The 17,381-nt window shown below is 57.3% G+C and carries 18 protein-coding genes and 2 tRNA genes; 8 read left to right on the top strand and 12 right to left on the bottom strand.

Going from position 1 to position 17,381, the window contains the following annotated elements:
* Positions 1 to 40 precede the first annotated feature (40 nt).
* The 4 genes from ACSYSO_RS01305 to ACSYSO_RS01290 all read right to left on the bottom strand — a co-directional run bounded on the left by ACSYSO_RS01305 (position 41) and on the right by ACSYSO_RS01290 (position 1,884).
* Complete coding sequence (locus ACSYSO_RS01305) at positions 41 to 568, bottom strand: hypothetical protein (protein ID WP_491701844.1); 528 nt, start codon at positions 566 to 568, stop codon at positions 41 to 43.
* An 82-nt stretch (positions 569 to 650) separates the two neighbouring features.
* The gene (locus ACSYSO_RS01300) at positions 651 to 1,367 is read right to left on the bottom strand and encodes an HD domain-containing protein (RefSeq protein ID WP_491701843.1); all 717 of its coding nucleotides are present in this window, start codon (positions 1,365 to 1,367) and stop codon (positions 651 to 653) included.
* A gap of 158 nt (positions 1,368 to 1,525) precedes the next feature.
* Positions 1,526 to 1,717: a hypothetical protein gene (locus tag ACSYSO_RS01295; protein ID WP_489799161.1), complete on the bottom strand. Its 192-nt coding sequence runs from the start codon at positions 1,715 to 1,717 to the stop codon at positions 1,526 to 1,528.
* The gene (locus ACSYSO_RS01290) at positions 1,714 to 1,884 is read right to left on the bottom strand and encodes a hypothetical protein (RefSeq protein ID WP_489799163.1); all 171 of its coding nucleotides are present in this window, start codon (positions 1,882 to 1,884) and stop codon (positions 1,714 to 1,716) included. The genes ACSYSO_RS01295 and ACSYSO_RS01290 overlap by 4 nt, the downstream gene beginning before the upstream one ends.
* A gap of 578 nt (positions 1,885 to 2,462) precedes the next feature.
* Here ACSYSO_RS01290 and ACSYSO_RS01285 point away from each other — a divergent pair.
* The 7 genes from ACSYSO_RS01285 (at position 2,463) to ACSYSO_RS01255 (ending at position 9,070) form a co-directional block, all read left to right on the top strand.
* Complete coding sequence (locus ACSYSO_RS01285; RefSeq protein ID WP_489799165.1) at positions 2,463 to 3,431, top strand: SIS domain-containing protein; 969 nt, start codon at positions 2,463 to 2,465, stop codon at positions 3,429 to 3,431.
* 2 nt (positions 3,432 to 3,433) lie between these two features.
* The gene (locus ACSYSO_RS01280; RefSeq protein WP_491701842.1) at positions 3,434 to 4,261 is read left to right on the top strand and encodes a PfkB family carbohydrate kinase; all 828 of its coding nucleotides are present in this window, start codon (positions 3,434 to 3,436) and stop codon (positions 4,259 to 4,261) included.
* 87 nt (positions 4,262 to 4,348) lie between these two features.
* Positions 4,349 to 5,062, top strand: coding sequence for a GntR family transcriptional regulator (locus tag ACSYSO_RS01275; RefSeq protein WP_489799168.1), 714 nt, complete (start codon positions 4,349 to 4,351; stop codon positions 5,060 to 5,062).
* 75 nt (positions 5,063 to 5,137) lie between these two features.
* Entirely contained in the window at positions 5,138 to 6,613 is a 1,476-nt protein-coding gene (locus ACSYSO_RS01270) for an amidohydrolase family protein (protein WP_491701841.1), read from the top strand.
* Positions 6,614 to 6,792: 179 nt separating this feature from the next.
* The gene (locus tag ACSYSO_RS01265) at positions 6,793 to 8,232 is read left to right on the top strand and encodes a YfcC family protein (RefSeq protein ID WP_491701840.1); all 1,440 of its coding nucleotides are present in this window, start codon (positions 6,793 to 6,795) and stop codon (positions 8,230 to 8,232) included.
* Positions 8,233 to 8,531: 299 nt separating this feature from the next.
* On the top strand, positions 8,532 to 8,801 hold the full coding sequence (locus ACSYSO_RS01260) for a hypothetical protein (RefSeq protein ID WP_491701839.1): 270 nt from the start codon (positions 8,532 to 8,534) through the stop codon (positions 8,799 to 8,801).
* A complete protein-coding gene (locus ACSYSO_RS01255) occupies positions 8,798 to 9,070 on the top strand; it encodes a hypothetical protein (protein WP_489799176.1) in 273 nt (90 codons plus the stop codon). Before ACSYSO_RS01260 ends, ACSYSO_RS01255 begins: the two co-directional genes overlap by 4 nt.
* Before the next feature lie 74 nt (positions 9,071 to 9,144).
* Here the strand turns inward: ACSYSO_RS01255 and ACSYSO_RS01250 are convergent.
* From ACSYSO_RS01250 to ACSYSO_RS01225, 6 genes are all read right to left on the bottom strand, one after another.
* Positions 9,145 to 9,218 (bottom strand) — tRNA-Gly (locus ACSYSO_RS01250).
* Positions 9,219 to 9,325: 107 nt separating this feature from the next.
* Complete coding sequence (locus ACSYSO_RS01245; RefSeq protein ID WP_491701838.1) at positions 9,326 to 11,581, bottom strand: exo-alpha-(1->6)-L-arabinopyranosidase; 2,256 nt, start codon at positions 11,579 to 11,581, stop codon at positions 9,326 to 9,328.
* A 290-nt stretch (positions 11,582 to 11,871) separates the two neighbouring features.
* A tRNA-Leu gene (locus ACSYSO_RS01240) sits at positions 11,872 to 11,953 on the bottom strand.
* 80 nt (positions 11,954 to 12,033) lie between these two features.
* A complete protein-coding gene (locus tag ACSYSO_RS01235) occupies positions 12,034 to 12,777 on the bottom strand; it encodes a non-canonical purine NTP pyrophosphatase (protein WP_491701837.1) in 744 nt (247 codons plus the stop codon).
* An 80-nt stretch (positions 12,778 to 12,857) separates the two neighbouring features.
* The gene (gene rph / locus ACSYSO_RS01230) at positions 12,858 to 13,598 is read right to left on the bottom strand and encodes a ribonuclease PH (RefSeq protein ID WP_489799181.1); all 741 of its coding nucleotides are present in this window, start codon (positions 13,596 to 13,598) and stop codon (positions 12,858 to 12,860) included.
* 91 nt (positions 13,599 to 13,689) lie between these two features.
* Positions 13,690 to 14,349: a Pr6Pr family membrane protein gene (locus ACSYSO_RS01225; RefSeq protein WP_489760615.1), complete on the bottom strand. Its 660-nt coding sequence runs from the start codon at positions 14,347 to 14,349 to the stop codon at positions 13,690 to 13,692.
* 163 nt (positions 14,350 to 14,512) lie between these two features.
* Here ACSYSO_RS01225 and ACSYSO_RS01220 point away from each other — a divergent pair, with 163 nt between their 5' ends.
* On the top strand, positions 14,513 to 15,832 hold the full coding sequence (locus ACSYSO_RS01220; protein WP_489760614.1) for a nicotinate phosphoribosyltransferase: 1,320 nt from the start codon (positions 14,513 to 14,515) through the stop codon (positions 15,830 to 15,832).
* Here the strand turns inward: ACSYSO_RS01220 and ACSYSO_RS01215 are convergent.
* Positions 15,816 to 16,499, bottom strand: coding sequence for an HAD family hydrolase (locus ACSYSO_RS01215; RefSeq protein WP_489760613.1), 684 nt, complete (start codon positions 16,497 to 16,499; stop codon positions 15,816 to 15,818). The two genes, ACSYSO_RS01220 and ACSYSO_RS01215, sit on opposite strands and share 17 nt — an antisense overlap.
* Positions 16,500 to 16,557: 58 nt before the next feature.
* Positions 16,558 to 16,920, bottom strand: coding sequence for a thiamine-binding protein (locus ACSYSO_RS01210; protein WP_489760612.1), 363 nt, complete (start codon positions 16,918 to 16,920; stop codon positions 16,558 to 16,560).
* Between the last annotated feature and the right edge of the window lie 461 nt (positions 16,921 to 17,381).

The raw sequence follows: 17,381 nt of genomic DNA, 5'->3' as shown, positions 1-17,381 counted from the left end.
CCAATATTAGTTATTCTTATAAATCTACCACAACCTCATATCACCGCACCTCCGCACACTTCCTATACCGTTCACACACCCGCATAGCGACATCGATTTCAGCATTCCGCCTCGCACGAATCACCGCATCATCGCCACGCACATCTTTGATATGCATATGCAATCCCACAACTTGCGCTGGCATTGGAAGCGGCTCGTACACATAGTGCCTGATTTGCTCCGACACAGCACCACGCAACAGTCTCATGTCACGGTAGAACCTCAACTCAAACATGGAAATTCCGTCATATGCTCTCACAAGCGAGCAAACCTCGTTACCTGGGATCACCCCGCCTCTTACCACACTATCGAGCTTCGCCTCAATAAACGCTTCGGTTCTCAAACGATACTTATCAAACCACTTCGTCCCCAGCCGCCCCCATGCAAATTCTTGATTAGCAGCCCTCAAGGCAAACCATACAGCTAGAGCATGCTGCCAGCTCTCGCCCAAACTGCGAGATACCGGCTGACCTGCCCAAACATAGCGCACCGGCTTACCGCCTGAACAACGACAACCAAACTTCTCCATACGCCCTCCCGTCTTACATCAGTACAAGTCGAGCCTAACCTGCACAATCAAGACCTTGGGCGGACAGGTGCAATATAAGTAATCACTGCTCTAGTTGCATGCCGAAACGTGCTGCGAGCGCCGGAATATCTGGGGTACCGTATTGACGAACTAGGTCAAGCCACTGGCGCTCGTTCGCCTCGCCAAACCTGGCAGCTTTACGTGCGTAGGCCTGCGCGGTCAGGAAGCGCGGCGGTATGGATTTGCTGTTGTATTTATCGGCCACCATTACCACCTCTTGTTCGAGGTTCATCGGCGCATAATCATCCACCGGCAGCGGCAAGCCCTGCGCTTCCACCTGCTCGCGAGTAAGCCCCACGCCAGTATGGTTGCGCGCAAACTGCGCTACCGACTCATCCACACCTTGCTCGAGCAGCCACCGGTAACCTCGCAGCCCGTGCAGCACGTAGTTTGGCCCGTCGAACTTGAGCTCTTGCCCGTCGGTACCGTCGTTCGCCAGCACCAGATAGGTGCCGATGTCGTGCAGCATTGCTCCCAGCACAGCCAGCGATTCATCCAGCAGACGCGGCGGCATCTGACCGCCACTCACCTCGTCCGTTGCCGGCACGGCATCGCCTTGTGCGCCGGCCGGCAACGTGCAGCGCCGCACAAACAGCGCGTTCTGCCGCTGCACCAGCTGCCTGGTAATCGTGGCCACCACCACACAATGGCCATGAATCAGATTATACGCAGCCTGTGAAGGAGCGATGCGATGGTGCAGTTCATCAGCCTGCGCCAATGTAGGAACGAAATCAGTCATGCTGTTTATTGTAGGCACACTGCTCGCGCATATCACGCGCGTCAATCAACCATACGCCCGACAACACACCAACAACAATATCGAGTGACAGCCATCCGCAGAACGACACAACTTGATTCTCCCTGCAGCAGCGCTGTCACTCGTGAACATCACAGCGATTACTCATCACTGTTCTTATGTTGATCTGCGATATGCTCCAATGCCATGACGATAATCATAAGTAACCACACAACCGGGTAAGCAAATGCTCCCCAGAACTGCGAACCGGTAAGCCACGACACGACGTGAGCACTCACCAACGCCAAGCCGAAGAAGCCAACAGCAATATAGATTGTTGCATTATTTTTCATAGGAGGCACCCAGCAACATCGGCACCATGCTGAGCAGTTTTTGCAATGACTTCAGCCTCATCCATGGAATTCACTGTCGAGGCAGCGGCCGTACCTGTGCAAAGCGCAGGGATAGTTAAGACTGCAACCGCAGTCGCGATTTTATACTTTAGCGGGATTTTTTTCATGGCGGTCTCCTTGCCGTCGTATTTATGTACACGTCATCTGTGTACATAAAACATAATATACCTAATGAGCAATTTTAGGGGCAGAATTCCAAATCACGCAGAAGATCTGCTAAAAATAACCGTAAACAAACTTTACACATCTCCAGCTGAGAGCCTTATCCCGTTCGCTATTCCCAAACAACAACCATCCAAAACCGCCGTACCAACTCCTACTCGTCATCTACGCCAACCATCTGACACAAAGATTCCTAAACAGCGATACAACCAGTCAGCAGCAAACACTGAAAGCCTCTCACGGATCTCATACGCATACATTATCCACACACCCTACTAATTCTAAGAGCTCATCCAAGGAACACTAAAGACAAGAGATATGTGCCAGAAGTTGAGAGATCAGCAAACATCAGCCATATCCTAAATGAATGAGCCACTCAGATCGAAATCAGAACCACACCTGCACTCATCGTCATGCAAGCAAGCTGCCACCATAAGGAAAATCAACTTGACAAACAACCGCAATGTGCCATATTCTATAGGCAATACGTCATGTGACGTTATGCCATAACAAGGAGGTATGCATGGACGTGCAGAAGTGCGCATCACAACTGGTCAAGAGCACCGACAACAAGCTGAGCGAAGTCTACTTCGTAGCCTGCGGCGGCTCTCTGGTGGACATGTATGTGTCGGACTACTTCATCAAAGCGGAATCGAAGAAACTGACAAGCGGCCTGTACACTGCGAACGAATTCGTTCACGTGCCGCCTGCCAAGCTCGGCAAGAACTCGGTCGTCATCCTCTGCTCGCACAGCGGCGGCACCCCTGAGACCTTGGAAGCCGCGCGCGTGGCCCACCAGGCCGGGGCACAGACCGTCGGTCTGACCTACAACCAGAAAGCCGATCTGCTGCCGCTGTCGGATCACTCGTTCGTCTACGAGTGGGGCGACGAGAAGAGCGTGCACAACAACCCGATGGCCATCATGCTCGACCTGACCGTCTCACTGGTCAACGAGGTTGAAGGCTACGCACATTACGAAGCCTTCCGAGGCGCCATGAACATCATCGACTCCGTGGTCGCCAAGGCCGAGGACGCAGTCGTGCCCCGCACCAAGGCCTTTGCCGAACGTTACAAAGACGAACCCATGTTCTACACCATGGCTTCGGGCGCCTCCTACGGCCACGCGTACGGATTCTCCATCTGCTCGCTTATGGAGATGCAGTGGCTCGACGCCGCACCCATCCACTCGGGCGAATTCTTCCACGGCCCGTTCGAGGTGACCGACAAGGACACTCCGTTCATCCTGGCCATGGGCTTGGGCCGCACGCGCGAACTTGACGAACGCGCCTTGAAATTCCTCAACCAGTACGCCGAAAAGGTCGAGGTTGTGGACGCCAAGGAGCTGGGGCTCGACGCAATCGACGACTCGGTTAGCGAGTACTTCAACCCGGTGCTCTTCTACAGCGTGCTCAGCAAGTACCGTTACGCACTCTCCATCGTACACAACCACGATTTGGACTCACGGCGCTACATGGGGAAGGTGGAATACTGATTATGACAGGCACAACAAAGGTGTTGGGTCTGGGAGACCAAGTCGTCGACCAGTACGTCAACCTGAACGTGATGTATCCGGGCGGCAACGCCCTGAATTTCGCAGCGTTCGCCAAACAGCTCGGGTACGATTCCGCCTTCATGGGCGTATTCGGCGACGACCGTGAAGCCCAGCATGTCAAAGACAGCATCGACAAGCTGGGCATCGACCGAAGCCACTGCCACACCGAACATGGCGAGAACGGCTGCGCGAAAGTCAACATCGTTGACGGCGACCGTGTGTTCGTCGGCAGCAACGAAGGCGGCATCGCCGGCGAGAAGCCGATTGAATGCACGCAGGACGACCTCGACTACATCGGTTCGTTCTCCCTCATTCATATGGGCATCTGGGGCAACAGCGATCATATGCTACCGCAGATCTCCAAGCTGGGCGTACCGATCTCGTACGACTTCTCCGACGAGTTCACCAACGACACACTCGAGGCGCTGCCGTACGTGCAATACGGCTTCTTCTCGCTCGACATGCCCGACAACCAAGTGGAGGTGCTGCTCAAGCATCTCTTCGCCCCGTCCAACAAGGTGCTGATGGCCACACGTGGTTCCAAACCCACCATTGCGTACGACGGCGAACGCTTCTACGAGATGGCTCCGCACGTGGTGAAGGCGGTCGACACCATGGCCGCAGGCGACTCTTCGCTTACTGCGTTCCTGCTCTCCCACGAGATCGAGGGGAAGGGGGTCGAGGAAAGCTTGAAGGACGGTCAGCGTTTCGCCGAGCAGGCGGTGCAGTTGAACGGATCCTTCGGCTTCGGCACGCAGATTCACGAGTGAGGGATACGGCTAGACTGTCCGGCCGACTTCGACATTGCGCCCCTCTTGGTATCATGAAGTGAGAGTTCATATATGTGAGGGGTCAACATGCTCGAAGGCAGTGCTGCGGTGCCGATGTACCTTCAGCTCAAGGCCTCGCTGCTGGCCGACATTCGTTCCGGCCGCTATCAGCAGGATGAGATGATCCCCTCAGAACCAAAACTCGGCGAACTCTATGGCGTCTCGCGCATCACCGTACGCAAGGCGGTATCCGAGCTCGTCGAGGAGGGATATCTGGTCAAGCGGCAAGGCAAAGGCACCTTTGTGCGCCACCACACCATCGATCGGAAAATCGCCTACGTTTCGGGATTCAGCGAAAGCGCCGAACAGGCGGGGTTCACGGTTTCATCGGTGTTGTTGCGCTGCGAAGAAACCCCAGCCACAGACGACGTGGCCCACAAGCTGCAAGTCAGTCCCGGACAGCCGGTGCTCTATACCTGCCGCAAGCGGATGGCGGACGGCCGACCGGTGATGTTGGAAAACAACTACTTCCCACTTCCCCGGTTCGACTTTCTCAAACGTGAGGATCTGACCGGTTCGTTGTACCGTCTGTTAACAGACAAGTACGGTATTGAGCCGATACATCCCAAAGAGACCACATTGTCCATGACCCTCGCCGATGCGGACATGGCCCGGACCATGGATACGCTGCCCGGCACCCCTTTCTTCAAAGTAGACACGTTTATCTGCGACCAAGACGACAACCCCATTCATGCGGGTTGCCAATATTTCCTAGGCGAACTGTACACGTTTAGCATCTGAGAATTTCGGTTTGGCGATCGCCCGTTGGCGCAGCCATACCTTCTACGGTTCGCCTCAATCAGCGAAGGAGCTGAAATGAGAACCATAGTCAGGTCCCGTCATATCCTCGACGGGACAGGAACCGAGCCCTACCAAGGATACTTGGAGTTCAATGGACCGACATTAACCAACGTCACGAAAGGATGGAAATACGGCCCCGTTGACGACGGCACCACCGTGGTCTGCGCGGACGACGGGTTCGTCATGCCCGGCATCCACGACAATCATGTCTTCTTCTCTGGCTGGCTCGCCGCCAACTGTGGGGTAGACCTCTCTCACGCCGCAACTGTGCAGGAGGCCGTTGACATCTTCGCAGACCAGCTGAGGGCACATCCGGATACGCCGGTGTATGCACATGGGTGGGATTCGAATGCTTGGGCAGAGCAGGTGACCCGAACCATGCTCGACGAAGTTTCCGCCACAGTACCGTTGCTGGCCATCAGCCAAGACCGATCCACATATTGGATGAATAGCGCAGCAGTCGAGCGTTACGGTTTCACCGAAGGCGATGCCGCCGCAGAAAAACGGCACCGGCTCATCGCCGAGATGGTCCAGGACAAGGCTTTTGTGAACACCGGGTGGAACAAGTTCCAACACATGCTCCTATCTCGCGGAGTGGTGTCTTGCAAAGACATCGTCTTCGACGATTGCACGGTGCACGAAGCCATTGACGACCATCAGCTCGCAGTGACCATGACCATCGAGGCGGTGGCACATCCGTTCGACCCCGATGCCCTGCAACGTCTGAGCAATCGCGACTTTGGCTCGCACTTGCAGTTTGGCGGCATCAAGTTCATGGTTGACGGTGTGGTGGCCGATGGCACAGGCGACATCTACGGCGAATACCGTGACGGTTCCACCAAACCTGCCATCGACTACACCAAACTCGAAGACAGCGTCGCGCAGTTGGCCGAACGCGGCATCTCTTGCTGCCTTACCGCCGAGGGCGACCGGGCGATAGACATGTCAGCCGATCTGCTGGCCAGGCACGGCAACGAGAACACACACCATTCAATCAGCGATCTGGAAATGGTCACGCATCATGCGGCTCTGACCATGGAGCAGGCCGGTATCACCGCCGAGATATACCCGCAGATTCTGGGCCTCAATCCCTCGCTCGACGAGGCCTATATGAGCCAGACCATAACAGGCGAAGACGGTGGCAATTTCTACCGCTACACCAACCTGACCGAAGCCGGCACCGCGGTGACATGCGGCACGGATTGCCCACTGTTCGTCACGTCGGTACCGCAGTCGCTGCTGCGAGCCAGCCGCAGACGTTTCGACCACGGCGAAGAACGATGGTTCCCGCATAAGGCCATGCCCACCCTCGACCTGCTCGACGCATGGACGCACACGGGGCGCAGCGACGAACATCACGAGCTGAAAGAGGGCTCCCCGTCCACCTTCGTGATATTCGACCACGACCTCGTGGGATGCAGCGACCGTGAACTGGCCGCCACCTGCGTGCAGGCCACATACGTCGACGGAGCTTTGGCTTACCAAAGCTGACCTCCCGCCGGCGGTGCAGCCCAACCACTGCGCATCAGCACCATTCGCGGCATGGTGCGCCACCATGCCTTTGTCCGGCCGATGCCGGCAATCGCCGATTCCGTCGGCCACCGCGCCGACATCCTGACAACCCAACAACCCAACAACCAATCAATGACAAAGAGAATACAAGGAATGAAATGAAAAAGTTTATGGAGAAAATAAGGCATATCGGTTTTCCACACAGTTATGCGCTCATGTTCATACTGCTGATTGTGGCGGCAGTACTCACTTGGGTCATCCCCAGCGGTGAGTTCGACACCAAAAGCGTGACCGTAGACGGCAGCGCCCGCGACGTGGTGGTTCCCGGAACCTACCATCAGATTCCCAAAGAGGGCCATACGCAAAGCCTCTGGCAGGTACTTGAAGCACCGAGCAACGGCATTGCCGCCGCCGTCGATGTGATTGCGTTCGTGCTCATCCTGGGCGGTGCCTTCGGCATCATTTTGAAAACCGGCGCCATCGACCGCGGCCTGCGAGCGCTGTCCGACTTCCTTGGTAGCAAAGGCATTCTGGTCATTCCGCTCATGATGATTCTGGTCTCGCTGGGTGGTTCAACATACGGCATGAGCGAGGAACTCATACCGCTGTTCATCATTTTCATCACGTTCATGCTGTCGCAGGGATTTGACTCGCTGACCGCCATCCTCACCCTGTTCCTGGCCAGCCAAGCCGGCTACATCGGTTCCACCATCAACCCGTTCAACGTGCTCATCGCTCAGGGGATCGGCGGCATCCATGGCAATCCCCTACTGTGGATGCGCATGGTGTGCTGGGTGATCATCACGGCAATCTCCATCGCCTTCACCATGCACCACGCCATGAAAGTGCGCAAGAACCCCGAATCCTCCATCGTCTATGACACCGACCAAGCACTGCGAGCAAAACTGAGCGATCACGGGACCAACAAGAAAGGGGAACTGTCGAGCGACAACGATGAGTTCACCACCAACGACAAAATCATCATCGCCATCTTCGTGGCCGGACTGGTGCTCATGGTGTACGGCATTCTGGCGCAAGGCTGGTACATGACCGAAATCAGCGCGCTGTTCTTGGCCATGGGCATCATCATCGGCTTTGTCGCCCGTTTCAAAGTCAACGAAATCTGCGACAGTTTCGTCGCCGGTTGCGCCGACTTTGTCTACGCGGCCGTCATCATCGCACTGGCTCGCGGCATCCTGGTACTCATGGAGAACGGTGCCATCATCGACACCATCCTCAACGCGCTCGCCGGAGCACTCGGCGGCCTGCCCAAGCCGCTGTTCACCACCATCCTGCTGGCCGTGCAGAGCATCATCACGCTCTTCGTGCCTTCCTCCTCAGGGTCTGCAGCACTCACCATGCCGGTGATGGGACCGCTGGCCGACCTGGTGAACATCAACCGCGATGTCATCGTACTGAGCAACCAGTTCGGCAACGGCTTGATGAATATCATCAACCCTACCGGCGGCGTACTGCTCGCAGGACTTTCGGTAGCCGGTATCGGGCTCGGCAAGTGGCTGAAAATCGGCAGCAAGATCTTCGGCATCCTCTTTGTCGTTGCAGCCGTACTGCTCTGGGCCGCCACACTGGTGATCTAGCAAGCGGGGGTGCTGCGGGAGAAGTTTGTACGACGAAAAATGTCGTTCACGCTTCCCACAACACTCAATCCCAACACCATGCAGACGCCATATAGACCAAGTTGAGTGAGCGGTGGGCGGATAGTTTCCGTCCACCGCTCACTGTATTCGCACATCAAAGACTGCGATTGGGAAAACTTGAACGCGGAAATGTGTCCACGTTCCCCGCAGTACCCCAATCTCCGCACTACGCAGAGTGTTGTGCTTCTTCATCGCCTGGTCTGATTGCGGCCAAACCGTAGAGTGTTATACTGTATGTCATGCGCATCGTAATACACCCTCACGCCTATAAGCACGGTCTGTCAGAACAGCAGATCGTAAGCGCCTATGAGACAGGGAGCCACGGCATGCGTATCAGACAAAGAGACAGAGACGCCGACCCGCCACGATGGGCGATGATCGGTTTCGACGCACAAGCCAAACCCATCGAACTGGTCGTCGTCGAGGGCGCCGGCGACACGAACATCGTCATCCACGCGAACTACCTGACCCAGGGGTTCCGAGATGAATTGGAAAGGAGCAGATCATGAACAACAACAAATACATTGCCTCGGATGGCACGGTCTTGACCGACGCACTGGTCGAGAGACTGGCCGGGGAGGCCGAACAGGGCTTCCCGAACAGCGAATTGACACCGGTCACAGGCAGACCATGGGAGGCTCCACGCGAACCAATGCGCAGCCACGCCATACGTATGCCCGACTCACTATGGGAACTCATCAAGCGAGATGCCGACCGTCAAGGCATGAGCGCCAGCGACTGGGCAAGACAGACCCTTGCAAGCGCTTTGGTCAAGTAAAGACGATTGTGAAGTTTGAGCACCCACTCGTTTCTCGATTGTCTTGTTTTCGCTGGTCTTTCAGCGTTTCGAGATGGAGCGGATGACGGGAATCGAACCCGCGTAATCAGTTTGGAAGACTGAGGCTCTACCATTGAGCTACATCCGCGTGCCGCCGTGTACCGGCAGCAAAGTCATTGTACACGACCCCCAGGTCAGTTGCACACGCACCGTATCCTCTCCGCACTCAGCAAGAGAGGATACGGCCATGAGTCACTACTGCTGACTGATCCGCTCATACTCGGCGAGTGCACGGGAAGAGAGATCCTTGGCCACGTCAGCGCCGACCATCATGGAGATACCACCCAAGGGTGCGGTCTTGAGGAACATGACAATAAGCTGGCTTTCGGGGATAACCGGACGACCATACTGCTCGTCGAGCTCGGCGATGACCTTGTCAATCACTTTGGAGCCAACCGGATCGGCCTGCCACTCGCCGAAGGTGGACCATTCGGTGAGCTTCATCTTCTTGCCGTCGTCGTCCAGATCCACAATCACCGTATCGGCGATATCTCGCGAAGAGGTGCCGACTTCAATGCCGTAGGAACCGCCCTCGACCTTCCAATCTTCAAACTGCTCGGACCAGTAGGCAAAGGCGCGCGAGTCCAGCTCAAACTCGACTTGGGCGGACTCACCGGCTTCAAGATGCACCTTCTTGAACGCCTTGAGTTCGTGCACAGGGCGAGCCACCTTGCACTTGGGCGGTGCCACATACAGCTGCACCACTTCAGCACCGGCCTGCTTGCCCGTGTTGGCAACGCGCGCAGTGACACGTGCCGTCTGCCCGCCGGTCTTCTCGGCATGCACATCGCCGATTCCGAATGTGGTGTAGCTCAGGCCGAACCCGAACGGGTAGGCCACACTCTTGTGGAACGTGTCGTAGTATCGGTAGCCCACGAACACGCCCTCGCCATAGTCCACATGCCCTTCTTCGCCCGGCCAGTTCATCATGGTCGGATCATCGTCCAGGCTGTTGATAACGCTCTGGGCGAGCTTGCCGGACGGGCTCACATCACCGAAGACGACGTCGGCGGTGGCAGCGCCACCGGCTTGGCCGAGCAGCCAACCTTCGAGGACGGCTTTGGCGGAACCGGCCCACGGCATGGATACCACGGAGCCGTTGGAAAGCACCACGACCACGTTCTTGTTTACGTCGGCAACAGCTTCGAGCACCTCGACCTGCTTGGCCGGGATGTCGAGCGTCTCACGGTCGAAGCCCTCGGATTCGGCTTGTGCAGGAAGCCCAAGGAAGAGCAACACGGTATCGGCGCTCTGTGCGGCAGCCACCGCCTCGTCTGTCAGGGCAGGATCCTGCTGAGCATCGTCGAGTGTGAAACCGGGAGCGAACCGGGCTTCAACCCCACGGTCTTCGAGCGCATCAAGGAAGCTGGTGAGCTTGTTGGGGTTAATGAGCGAGGAGCCGGCACCTTGGTAACGCGGAGTGCGAGCGAACTCACCGATCACAGCCAAGCTGGCACCTGGCTGAATCGGCAGCAAATCGTCGTCGTTCTTCAGCATGACAATGGATTCGCGAGCGGCTTCACGTGCCACCTCGTTGTGTGCATCCACGTCGTAACGGTAGCCGGCAGCACCCTGTTCCATTGCCGGACGAGCTTTGTTAACCAGATCAATCATGCCTTGAGCCATACGTTCCAGCTGCTCGGCACTCATTTCTCCGTCGCTCACTGCATGCACAATCTCGTCGTCGGTGCTGGTAGGCGGCATCTCCAAGTTGAGCCCTGCATTCAGTGCGGCCGTGCGGTTGTGCACTGCACCCCAGTCCGACATAACCAGGCCTTCAAAACCCCACTCCTTGCGCAGCACGTCGGTGAGCAGCCAACGGTTTTGCGAGGAGTATTCACCATTGATTTGGTTGTACGAGCACATGATGGTCCACGGCTGGGCTTCCTTGACGATGTGTTCGAAGGCAGGGAAGTAGATTTCGCGCAAGGCACGCTGCGAGATGTTCGCACTGACGCGCAGGCGATCGGTCTCTTGGTTGTTGGCCGCAAAGTGCTTGACCGATGTGCCGATGCCTTTGGACTGGATGCCCTCAACCTCGCCCACAGCCTCATGACCGGTCAGGTACGGGTCCTCACTCCAGAATTCGAAGCACCGTCCGCCGAGCGGATTGCGCTTGATGTTGATGCCAGGCCCCAGAATGACTGCGACCTGTTCCTGCACGCACTCCTCGCCCATGGCTTCGCCGGTGCGCTTGATGAGTTCGGGGTTCCAGCTGCTGGCCATGCCCGCCGCGGGCGGGAAGCAGGTGGCAGGAACAGCCGCATCCACATCCATGCCCTCGAGGTTCTGGGCTTTGCGCAGACCATGAGGCCCGTCGGTAATCGTGTAGTTGGGCAAGCCTTTGGCTTCTACCTTGCCGATGCTCCAAGGGTTGGTGCCGCTGGTCAGCGCCGCCTGTTCCTCGATGCTGAGATCGCTTGCCTTCGTTGTAGGGTTCTGATTGCTCATATCTCGCCTTTCGTGAGATTCGTGGACGCATTCTCCATTGAGCGCCAAGCCCACCGATGTGTTCATGGTTGCTATTCCTGCTGCATACCTGGCACCACCTGTCCGAACCGAAGGAACGGACCGTGCAACCTCGCATCAGCCGAAATATTAGGCTCAGTCTAGCAACACTAACTGCGCACCGCAAGCGTGCTCGGCATAGCTCACATTATATCTGTGAGAAATATCCATAAAGACCAGCTAGCAGTAGGGTTTACGCGATATAGCAACATTGCCCGACCACACTCCACAAGTGCGCGCAAAGGGACTTGAACCCTCACGACCTAAGTCACAGGAACCTAAATCCTGCGCGTCTACCAATTCCGCCATGCGCGCGCGAACTTAAATCTATCAGCCAGCCAGGAATTCGCCGCCTCCACATGAGTCAGCAGTCGCCCATCGAGTATCAATCACATCTAGCCTTCTTGATCCCACAACTCTGCCTCAAGCAACCGAACCACCGACGGAGCCAAAGCTTCAAATGCGCGACGCCGATGAGATATGGAATTCTTGACTTCCGCACTCATCTCCGCGCTGGTAAGCGGCGGTTTGGCACGTCCGTCACGCACACGCCCGGGCTGAACGTCAGGGACAAAAATCGGGTCGTAACCAAACCCATGACTGCCTCGCGGCTCGCGCACAATACGCCCCGTCATTTCACCGGTTGCCACCGTCTCGTCGAACTTTACTGCGGAAACCGGCTGCCGAGGCATCTCGCCCGTCTCATCCAGCCAGTCCTCAGAACCACCGAACGCCTGCGTCTGCGGTACAGCGAGCGCTGCAGCGCAGCGGAAGCGCGCCTGGCGCAAATCGTCTGGAATGTCGGACAACTGATTGAGCAACAGGGCCGTATTCGCCTGATCGTCACCGTGCTTGCCTGCCCATCGTGCCGAAAGAATGCCCGGCGCGCGTCCCATCACGTCCACGATAAGACCGGAATCGTCCGCAAGTGCAGGCAGACCGGTACGTTCGGCCACACCACGCGCTTTGAGCAGCGCGTTTTCTTCGAAGGTGACCCCGGTCTCCTTGACGTCCGGCAGCTTCAGAGCGCCGGCCGAGACCAGCTCCACGCTGCCGGCCTTGTCTCCCAACGCCTCGTTGAGGATGGTGAGAATTTCAGGCAATTTACCTTCATTGTGCGTTGCTACGACAATTTTCATGATGTTCCTGTTCTCGATGCGTTGACGGCGCGTGCAAGATACCACACGAATCAGCTGGATACGGGCTCGGCGCCTTCGTGCTAATCCTGTGCAAGTGCAGCGCGCTGCGCCTCCTGCAATGCTTCGTTGCCCTGTTGCGCCAAGTCCAACAGCTGTGCCAATTCTTCGCGCGTGAAGGGCTTATGCTCGGCGGTACCTTGAATTTCGATGAATGCTCCGGAGCCGGTCATAGCCACGTTCATGTCGGTCATGGCGTTGCTGTCCTCCGCATAAGGCAGGTCAAGCATGGGAGTGCCGTCGACAATACCCACGGAAACCGCGGAAATTTGATCGGTCAGCACACGCTGCGCCGAAGGGATCTCATGATGGCGTTCCGCCCAACGCAGTGCATCCACCAACGCCACATAGGCACCGGTCACCGAAGCGGTGCGCGTCCCCCCGTCTGCTTGCAGCACGTCACAGTCGATTTGAATCTGGTTCTCTCCCAGCGCTTTGGTGTTGATCACACCGCGCAGGCAACGACCGATAAGACGGCTGATCTCTTGCGTACGGCCGCCTACTTTGCCTTTGACAGACTCACGCGGCGTACGCTCTGAGGTGGCGCGTGGCAGCATGGCGTATTCTGCGGTCACCCAACCCAAACCGGAATCCTTGCGCCAGCGCGGCACTCCGGGAGTGAAGGTGGCCGTGCACATCACACGCGTATTGCCGCAGCAGATGAGCACCGACCCTTCGGGATTGTCAGTGAAATGTCGGGTGATGCTTACCGGGCGCAGCTCGTTCGCGCGCCGTCCGTCAGGCCTGTTCACAGTATCGTTCATCGTTCCTTCTTCCCTCAATATCTACCGTCAATCTAGCATCACACGCTAACTGACAGTCGGCCGCGCCGCACGCGAATCGCCCACGGAACGCTTACCGACGCTTGCCTGCCTTGACGGTTTTCACTTCACCGAGCAGCGGTTTCGCCGGCAGTACCTTATCGATAAGGAAGAGGAAAAGACCGAGCACAATGAAGAAGACGACACACATGACGCAGTTGACCACCAACTGCTCCCAGCTGATTTGCGTCAGGTCGATGAAGCCATACGGATAGGGGTTGCCTTTCGGTTCGGGGCCGGAGTGGGGCCACAGCGCTGCGCGAATAAGAACGAACGCCAGGTAGAACGGGAAATAGATGAGCCAGGAGAAGATGTAATGCCATTTGAATCGCCGATGCTCATCGAAGAAGATGAAGTCGATGGTGGCCATGATCGGCACCACCATATGCAGGATGGTATTGGTCATCACACCAAACACGTATTTTGCGGTGGCCGGATCGGTCGGCGGCAGCACGAAGAACGCAATAAGACCGGTGACGAGGATATACAGCGTCAGCACACCCTTCAACCATGCCGGAGGCTGCTTGAGACCCGCGATCGAAGCGATGCCGGCCCACAGCATTACCAGCCCCAACACGAAATTCGTCTGATAAGTGAAATACACCCAGAAACTCAGGTTCCCCCAAGCAATGCTCGTCCAAGTCAAAGCAAGGACACCGATAACAATACGATACAGTCCAACGAAATATCTCATAATGCCACCATTCTACGAACCAGCACCGAGATGCACCTACCTCATGCTGCGTTCACGTCGCTCTGCCGCCATAAAATGAGACCAACAAGACAACGACACACGGCGCCTCGGGCGGCAATCGCCGAACCGTACGATCGCAGGCACCGGCACGAAAGGGACAGCAATGGATTACTCGCCAGCGTTGATGACCGATATGTATGAGTACACCATGCTGGATGCCGCGCTCAAAGACGGCACAGCGTCGCGCAAATGTGTGTTCGAGGTGTACACACGCCACCTTCCCGAAGGCCGCCGCTACGGCGTGGTAGCCGGAACCGGCCGCATCCTCGATGCCCTGGAGCACTTCCACCTGGACGAAAAAGACCTTCGCTTCCTTGCCGATCAGCACATCGTGAGCGCCGAAACCATCTCCTGGCTCGAGCATTTCAAGTTCACCGGCTCCATACGCGGGTACCGTGAAGGAGAAATGTTCTTCCCCGACTCCCCCATCCTGCAGGTAGAAGGCACATTCGCCGAATGCACACTGCTGGAAACGCTGGTGCTTTCCATTCTCAACTACGATTCCGCAGTGGCGTCAGCGGCCTCGCGCATGACGACCGCCGCCAAAGGGCGCCCTTGCATGGACATGGGAGGACGACGCACCAACGAGTGGGCAGCCGTCGCCGCCGCCAGAGCCTCGGCAGTGGGCGGATTCAAAGGCACCGCAAACCTTCTCGCCGCACAAATGTACGGCCTCAAACCCATCGGTACGGCGGCGCACTGCTTCACTCTGCTGCACGACAGCGAGCGCGAAGCATTCCAGGCGCAAATCGACGCACTGGGCACCTCCACCACCCTGCTGGTGGACACGTACGACATCGAACAAGCAGTGAAAACCGCTGTGGACGTAGCCGGGACCGAACTCGGAGGCGTGCGCATCGACTCAGGAGATTTGGCCTCAATGGCGCAGCGTGTACGCGGCGAACTCGACGCTCTGGGAGCCACCAACACGAAAATCACCGTGACCAACGACTTGGACGAGTATGCGCTCGCTGGGCTGCAGGCCGCTCCGGTGGATTCCTATGGTGTGGGCACCATGCTGGTGACCGGGTCGGGAGCTCCAACTTGCGCCATGGTCTACAAACTCACCGAACGCGAGGGAGCGAATGGGCGCATGGAGCCGGTCGCCAAGAAGTCAAAAGACAAGGCCAGCGTGCCCGGATGCAAGCTCGCCTGGCGTTCGTACGAATACAATCTGGCGAACGCCGAACATGTGGTTTCCGGCTCGGAAGAAGCGTTGCAGTCTTTCCAACCGGAAGACGATTGGCGGGATTTGCTGGTGGACTTCATGCGCGACGGTCAGGCTGACAGCCAGTTCCAAGGGCATGAGGCCATTGCCCAGGCTCAGGCGCATCACGCCAAGGCTCTGGCAGCCCTACCTATTACTGCACAATCGCTGATGAAGGGCGATCCCGCTATTCCGACGGTTATCGACGTGCTGTAAGCCGCTGCGCCACGTAGGCTTCCAGCGCCGCCGCATCAACGCCGTCATAGCCGTTGATGACGGCAAACTGGGGGCCTTGTGATACGTCGGAATTATTGAAACCAATCTGCGCAAGCGTGGTGGCACCTGAGCCGGCGGCCGCAGCAAGACCTGCAGGAGAATCCTCGACCGCAACGCAGTGCGCCATGTCTTCTGGAACGATGCCAAGCAGTTTGCCGGCAGCCAGATACGGCGCGGGATCCGGTTTCTTGGGAAGGTCGTCCGAACCGCTGACAAACCCCACAAACGCCCCTTGCGGCGCCTGTTTAACCAGGTTCTCCGCCATCACACGGGGCGAGGCAGTAACCAGCACTGAGGGGATGCCCGCCGCAATGAGCGAATGCAGCACGTCGAGCACGCCCGGCGTCCACGGCATGCAACGCATCTCTTCTTCGAACACCGTGGTAATCAGGCTGTCTTCAATCTCTTCAATCGGCATCTTGGTGCCGCGTTCTATCATGCGGGCAGCCACCACTGTGAGGGGCTTACCGGCATTCTCCCAAGCCAGTTCCTCATCCCACTCGCCGCCATGGGACACAGCCAACTGCCGTTCGGCCTCGTGCCAAATCGGCTCAGAATCAATCAGTGTGCCGTCCATATCCCACAGCACAGCTTTGAGCAGCCCCATGCCGCCTCCTCATCTCTCATATTGCGGCACACGGCCAGAAACGTTTATGTTGTTTACCTTAGCGTCGCTTAAGAATCTCGTCCACCAGCTTCGCTTTTTCGTGTATCTGACCGGTAAAGCCAGGGCGAATATCAAGTTTGAGCGTAACACCGGTACGGTAGCCCTGAGCCGCAAGCTTCATGGTAGCGTCGCGAACCGTTTGCAGCACATCGTCAAGATCGCCCTCAATGTTGGTAAACATGGCGTTGGTCTCATTGGGCAGTCCGGACTCACGAATCACCTCAATGGCCTGCGCCACAGGCTCGCTCAGTTCAGTACCCACGCCGCTTGGGGCAATAGCCACTGCAGCCACCGTATTGATGTAAGGTTTGCCGGTTTCCGGGTTGTTCGGCACGTCCTGCCGTTCTGCGTTTCTATCCATACTGGACCACTCTACTCAGTGCGCATCGATTTGGAAAGCGCAGCACCACCATACGGAAAGCGATACCGAAGTTCACGTCAGCGGGAGGCACACCCATACGGCGACGACCACCCATGCGGCACTACATCAGCGTTACAGCAGTGCTACATCAGATGCCTCACGCCATGAAGTTGTGCCACAGCACCAAGGCCCGGGCGTCGGCAAACGCATCATGCACTTGGGAATCCGCATCGACACCACCGGCCGGATTGGCATGGCGGCCGTGCGGCCTGTAGCCCAGAGCCTGAGCAACGTTCTTACCCTCATGGTCGGTTCTCACGCCCCGTCGTGCGCCCTCAAATTGGGTGCGATATGCACCGTCGTGGTGCACATCCATGTTGTAATCGGCACCATCCGCCTCGCCGCGCTCTGCACTACCGGCACTGAACCCGACCGTGTCATCGTCAATGAGCAGATCTTCA

The sequence above is a fragment of the Bifidobacterium sp. ESL1130 genome (assembly GCF_058507935.1).
The sequence above is the reverse complement of the archived record's forward strand: the minus strand, read 5'-3'. Positions and strand labels throughout refer to the sequence as shown.